At 36.1% G+C, this 202-nt stretch carries 1 protein-coding gene; it reads right to left on the bottom strand.

The window, feature by feature from the left end; translation table 11 throughout:
• Nucleotides 1-202, bottom strand: a 202-nt coding sequence (locus PSI23_RS22730; RefSeq protein ID WP_273557122.1) for a DNA methyltransferase, incomplete at both ends; no start/stop codon positions are given.

The raw sequence follows: 202 nt of genomic DNA, 5'->3' as shown, positions 1-202 counted from the left end.
CTCATCAGACAATAAATCTCTGGCTAATTTCAGTCTGGGATAAAGCATATTCAGCCAATTGCCACGGAAATTATCTTTATAAACAAAATCCTTACCCGTATTGTAAGGAGGGTCGATATAAATCATCTTTATCTTTTTGTGATAAGACTTTTGCAGCAACTTAAGCACTTCAAGGTTGTCGCCTTCAATAAACAGGTTTTCG

The sequence above is a fragment of the Xenorhabdus yunnanensis genome, assembly GCF_028598805.1.
GTDB classification, from domain to species: Bacteria; Pseudomonadota; Gammaproteobacteria; order Enterobacterales; family Enterobacteriaceae; genus Xenorhabdus; species Xenorhabdus yunnanensis.
The sequence above is the reverse complement of the archived record's forward strand: the minus strand, read 5'-3'. Positions and strand labels throughout refer to the sequence as shown.